This is a genomic window from Photobacterium proteolyticum (assembly GCF_001939735.1).
GTDB lineage: Bacteria > Pseudomonadota > Gammaproteobacteria > Enterobacterales > Vibrionaceae > Photobacterium > Photobacterium proteolyticum.
On the sequence record NZ_MJIL01000072.1, the window covers coordinates 1 to 5,243 of the forward strand.

Annotated in this window: 4 protein-coding genes and 1 pseudogene; 1 reads left to right on the top strand and 4 read right to left on the bottom strand. The window is 50.1% G+C overall.

The annotated features are described in order from the left end of the window. The coding region (locus tag BIT28_RS12905; RefSeq protein ID WP_075764308.1) for a methyl-accepting chemotaxis protein at positions 1-1,114 on the top strand (1,114 nt) is incomplete at its 5' end. A gap of 248 nt (positions 1,115-1,362) precedes the next feature. Here BIT28_RS12905 and BIT28_RS12910 read toward each other — a convergent pair. From BIT28_RS12910 to BIT28_RS12925, 4 genes and pseudogenes are all read right to left on the bottom strand, one after another. Beyond that, the gene (locus BIT28_RS12910; RefSeq protein ID WP_075764310.1) at positions 1,363-1,728 is read right to left on the bottom strand and encodes an RNA-dependent RNA polymerase family protein; all 366 of its coding nucleotides are present in this window, start codon (positions 1,726-1,728) and stop codon (positions 1,363-1,365) included. A gap of 98 nt (positions 1,729-1,826) precedes the next feature. Next, positions 1,827-2,054, bottom strand: coding sequence for a hypothetical protein (locus BIT28_RS12915; RefSeq protein WP_075764312.1), 228 nt, complete (start codon positions 2,052-2,054; stop codon positions 1,827-1,829). 169 nt (positions 2,055-2,223) lie between these two features. Next, positions 2,224-2,436 (bottom strand): annotated as a pseudogene (locus tag BIT28_RS12920) (IS6 family transposase); the annotation flags it as partial. A 160-nt stretch (positions 2,437-2,596) separates the two neighbouring features. Further along, the coding region (locus BIT28_RS12925) for an Ig-like domain-containing protein (protein WP_175577526.1) at positions 2,597-5,243 on the bottom strand (2,647 nt) is incomplete at its 5' end.

The window sequence follows — 5,243 nt, forward strand, 5'->3', positions numbered from 1 at the left end:
AAACCAAGAGTTAACACCGGAAGCGCGTATGGTAGCTGGCGGGTTCCAAGAGCTGATGCTGTGGCTCAGCATTTTTGCCCTGGCGATTTCGGTACTGATTGGCGTGATCATTGAGCGCAGTTTTCAGTCCTCTTTGGGCGGCGAACCTTTCGAAGCTGAACAAGCCATCAAGGCAATGGCACAGGGCGATCTGACATACAAAGATCAGCAGCGTCCACTCGGCAGCATCCTGCACTCCCTAACAGACATGTGCGCCAAGCTCATACAAATTGTCCGCAATATTATTAACGCATCTAAAAACCTCTCCTTGCAGGTAAATGAAGTTTCAGTAGGCTCATCTCAAGTACTGGAAGCCGCTCACCAGCAAGCGACTCTAACCCAAGAGACCGCGCACAAACTGGATGACATGCGCCACAGCATCGATCAAGTCTCTCAAATTGCCAGCCTCACAGAAAACAACTCGGCAATGACTGCAGAGAATGCCGTTCAAGGCCGTGAACTAGTCTCGATTGCCGCTCAGGAAATGGAGAAAATCGCTGTCACTGTCGATGGTACTGTCGAGCAAATTAAGCAGTTAGAGTCTCGAACTAAAGAAATCGGTGGCATTATTAATGTTATTAGCGGCATATCAGAACAAACCAATCTGCTTGCCCTGAATGCTGCCATTGAAGCTGCCCGCGCTGGCGAGTCGGGACGCGGTTTTGCCGTCGTTGCCGATGAAGTGCGCCAACTGGCCCAGAGGACGAACGAAGCAACCTCGCAAATTGAATCTATGATTGCCGAAGTTCAATCGGAAACGGCTGCCAGTGTCACGGCGATGGAGACCACCCAGCCACAAGTCGAAAACGGTAAACAACAAACCACCAAAGCAACAGATCTACTTGCCAGTATCGAACAACAAGCTTCAGATTCATTGACCAGTATCCGAGAAGTTGCCAAAGCAACTGCAGAGCAAGTGAGTGTGGTCAGTGATATCGCTGATGCAATGGATCAAGTCTCGACAATGTCGACAGACTCGATCGCCTCTATGCAAAGCAATGAGAAAGCAGTCAACTCTTTAAATCAGCTCGCCACTGAGCTAAAAGAAGAAGTCAGTTACTTCAAGGTTGATTAAGCATTTTAAGCGAACAGATTTAATCTGAGCTGATAACAACTCGAAATCCCAGCCAAGGACATTGGCTGGGATTTTTATTTGTATTGATTCTGAGGCAGCCTGGTAAGGCTAGCTGTGTGGGCTGAACATACGACAGAGTCGTTTGGTGATCACAAAAAAATTCAGCGTCAACTGACTTCAAAAAATGGCTAGAGCCTGAGTAACCTCTGGCCCACTTTCTGGATTTAGAGCTGCCAAAACTTCATCCGTCAGCAATGAATCAAGCGTTTCTTGCCGCGTTTATCCCAGCTAACTTCCGCTATCGTTCCCGCGACACGCTTTGCTAACAAGCTTTCGAGCATGATTAAACGCTCAGGATCTGTTGTCACATAACCAACTGGTAGAGACATTGCGCTATCTTGGTTAGCTATGGTTTTCCAAGCCAGAGTCACTTGTTGTCCTTTTGACGGGGTAATTCTATATCCCAAGAAATCAAAGCCACTCGCCTTTAACAGCCCAATCCAGGTTTTATATGGATGTTTGGTTTGTTTCACTTCGTTTAACGATTGATTCATCAACCTCACCACATCCCGCAGTTGATGGCGGGTTTTACATAAAATGACCCAATCATCCATAGCGGTAATAGCGTAAATCGTATCTCCGGCAGTAACGCCCGATTACCCGATCCATTCCACTGAGATAAACCGCTCCTAGCAATGGCGACACGGGATTATCATTCACGGCTATCCAGACTCATGCCACTGAGACTTTCCATCCCGCTTTTAAGGCTATCCGGCAGGCCGGTACGGTTGGGCTGGCGTTGCACGGGAGCAGAACCAGGCTGTTGGGTGCGGTTGTCTTCAAGCACGTTAGACGCTGACGAACGGGCGTGACGCTGAGCAGGAGCATGTTTGTGCTCAGAAGCCTTTTGTTGATGTAGTGGAGCCTGTGCTGAATACATCCGTCCATTCCCTTACTATAAGTGCTTTATACAATCACTTTATATAAAACAAGTTAAATATCAACTACTCAGCAAGTTATACGATAATCTTATTATCTTTTTGATATTTGCGGCGAATACCTTGCAGCACATCCGCTCGCAGCCGTCCCTCCTTCTTCAAGCGGGCTATCACATTAGCGTAGGTTTCATCAAGCTGCCACGAAGAGTCTGTCCGGATAAATTGATGACGGCGTCATTTCTTACGTAATGTCGGAGCATATTCAATGAACCAAGGATAAATGGTCGAACGATTAACCGAAATTCCTCGCTCTGCCAGCATGTCGCTGAGGTTCGCGTAACTCATCGGGGTCGAACCATACCAACGAAGGCACCAGAGTATGATTTCAGGATTCGGGGTTGGTCATTGAGTCGCTGGATTAAATGAGGAAAGCAGCGATTCTGAGCCTTGGCTGAATTTTTTGCAACAGAGCCAATACCCTTACAAAAAGGGTCTCGTTCTAATCATGAATCGAGACCCTATTTTTATTTAGGAGTACCTTGCATTAGTCGCGTTCACTTCCAAAGCGATACTTAAGCCTCAAGGCAAAGCCATCGACATCATTGGCATCAATAAAGTACCGGGTCGCCCCCAGGCCTACAGCCCAGTTATCATTTATCTCGTAACCAAGCTCTAGACCCAGGTAAGGATCGATACCATCGTCACTGCTGCTGATGGTGTTCCCTTGATAGGTGCTATCAAAATCCACTTCCCAGTACATACCTCCGCCACTCACATTCAGATAAACTGACTCTGACTGCCAGAGCGAGTAACGCACGTCAAGACCGACTCCGCTTGCCAGCACAGGAGAGAACGTTGCCACACTTTGGTGGTACTCCTCTGGCGTAGCCGTATTATTGCGGATCGTGGCACTGCCCTGCCCCTGATCGATATACCGTGCTGTCAGCGCCCAGTCCGAGTCGAACTCATATCCAACGCCTACGGTCCAGTAGAAATCAGTATCATCACTGTCGACAACGGCTCCCACCTCAAGCCCGGAACGTTCATGCGCATTGCTCATACCAAGATCGGATTCGACAAACCAGCTGGCCTGACTGTTAAAACTCAGCAACGCCAACAGCATCAACCATCCACGCTTGCCCACTCGTCGAGTCAGGCCAAACAGCGCCAGCAAGGCCAGTGTCAGCCCGCCAAGGCTACCGCCCGCTTCATTTTCAACGGTTACTGACTGGGTCAGTTTTGTTGTGACTTTCACCAAGCCCGTATCCTCCAAGCCATTCGAGTCGCGGATCACATAGGTGATGGTATCCACACCTTCAAATCCAACTTTCGGTGTGTACGTCAAGGTCTGATCGCTGTTAATCGATACAACCCCGTTTTGTGCCACTGCGGAGACAATAGTCAGCGTGTCCGCATCCGGATCACTGTCATTACTCAGTACCCGAATGACCAAGGATGTCCGATCATCAGTCTCCACTTCATCATCCACCGCCACCGGTGTCTGACTATTCACGACTTTCACAGTGACGTCCGCAAAATCAGTGCCGCCGTTATTGTCCGTCACGCTGTAGTTAATCGTCGCTACACCATAGAATTGATCCTTGGCGGTATAACTCAGCCAGTTATTGACGACATCAACGGAGCCGAAATCAACCGTAGCATTGGCAATGGTCAACGTATGGCCATCGGCATCACTGTCATTGGCCAGAGCATCAATCATGATATGACCATTACGGCTGACAGAAACGGTATCTGCCTGTGCTTTCGGTATCGTGTTGCTGCTCGCTTTTGCGGCGACACCGCCCGGATCCACCACGTTGCCATTTGCGATACCGTCATCATCGTTCGGTCCACCATCCTGAATGGTTAGCTGAACACACCAGTACCCTTCTGTCAGTCCCTGCGTCCAGCTGACATCTCCCGGAGGAGGACAATAACCGGCTTCACCCTGTGTCGAGGCCAGTGAGTTATAGGCATCTTCCACAAAGTCGACCCAGCCCAAGCCATCCTTGTACTTACGGTACAAGGCATTGGCCGGGATCGGACGACGCTGTGGGAAGACCACGCGATAGCTTTGTCCCACTTGCGGCAGGCCTGTCGCAACGAAGTCAAAGATCCCGCCGATATTATCCGCGGCTCCGTCCTCACCCAACTGAGTGGTTACCTCGGTATCGAGCAACTGGGTTCCGCCGGTTTCATTGCCGGCGACTGTCACCCCTTTGCGCAGGCAGACACCCGGATCGCCTTCAACCAGATAACTTGACGGATCAGAGACCGCTTCCTGGATCACGTTACATTCACTGATCGCATCCTGGTAATCAGGGATACCATCGTTATCACTATCGTTATGACCTTCCTGGTTATCCGGGATCAAGTCGCCATCGCTGTCTGCATCACCCAGTACCGCCAGAGCTTCTACCACCTCAAGGTAGACATCTTCTTTAACAGACAATGGTCCGCTATCTGTCACCGTCAGCTGCAAGTGATAAATCGCCGAGCTCAACCCTGATGGCGAGAAGCTCAGGGTAGTTCCCTGCGTCTGGCCTGCAATAGCTGCTGCCAGGTTGTCATCAGCAGCTACCCAGGCATAGGTGTGGGTATCCCCGACGTTTGGATCTGCAACCGTGGCGGTCACTGTCACTACCTGATCGCTGTTTTCTACCTTGCTACGCTGCTCATCACCCTGCTGGACGGTTACGCTCACTTTCGGCGCAACATTCTGCTCATAGATGCTCAGCGTATACTGGTTCTTACTGCCCAGATTCAAGGACGAATCCAGTGCGATAGTAAGAGTTTCTACGCCTTCAGATACATCATCAGAGTTCACGTCAAAAGTGATCTCCCCGACAGTGCCTGTCGTGATACTCACTTCGCCACTTGTCAGCGTGTGATCAGCGTTATTATTACCAGGCCCAGCACTGCTTCCTGACACCGTATACGGAATCGTCACCGGATACGACGGAGCCAAGCCGTTAAGGTAGACTTTCACTGTATGCGAAGTGCCTTCCGTGGTTTCACCATCTTTTTCGATGCTCACCAACGGATGAACCGTTACCGTCTGACTCGCTTCGGCCACATTGCCTTGTGAGTCTTCCGTCTGCCAGTACACAGTATTCACGCCTGGACGGAAGAACGTCGTGTTATCGACCAGCGAAACAGGCAGTGGTTTACCCGTACTGTCAAAGGCAACC

Coding starts and splice junctions, on each gene's coding strand:
- BIT28_RS12910 (WP_075764310.1), bottom strand. CDS start 1,728: ATGGATGATTGGGTCATTTTATGTAAAACCCGCCATCAACTGCGGGAT.
- BIT28_RS12915 (WP_075764312.1), bottom strand. CDS start 2,054: ATGTATTCAGCACAGGCTCCACTACATCAACAAAAGGCTTCTGAGCAC.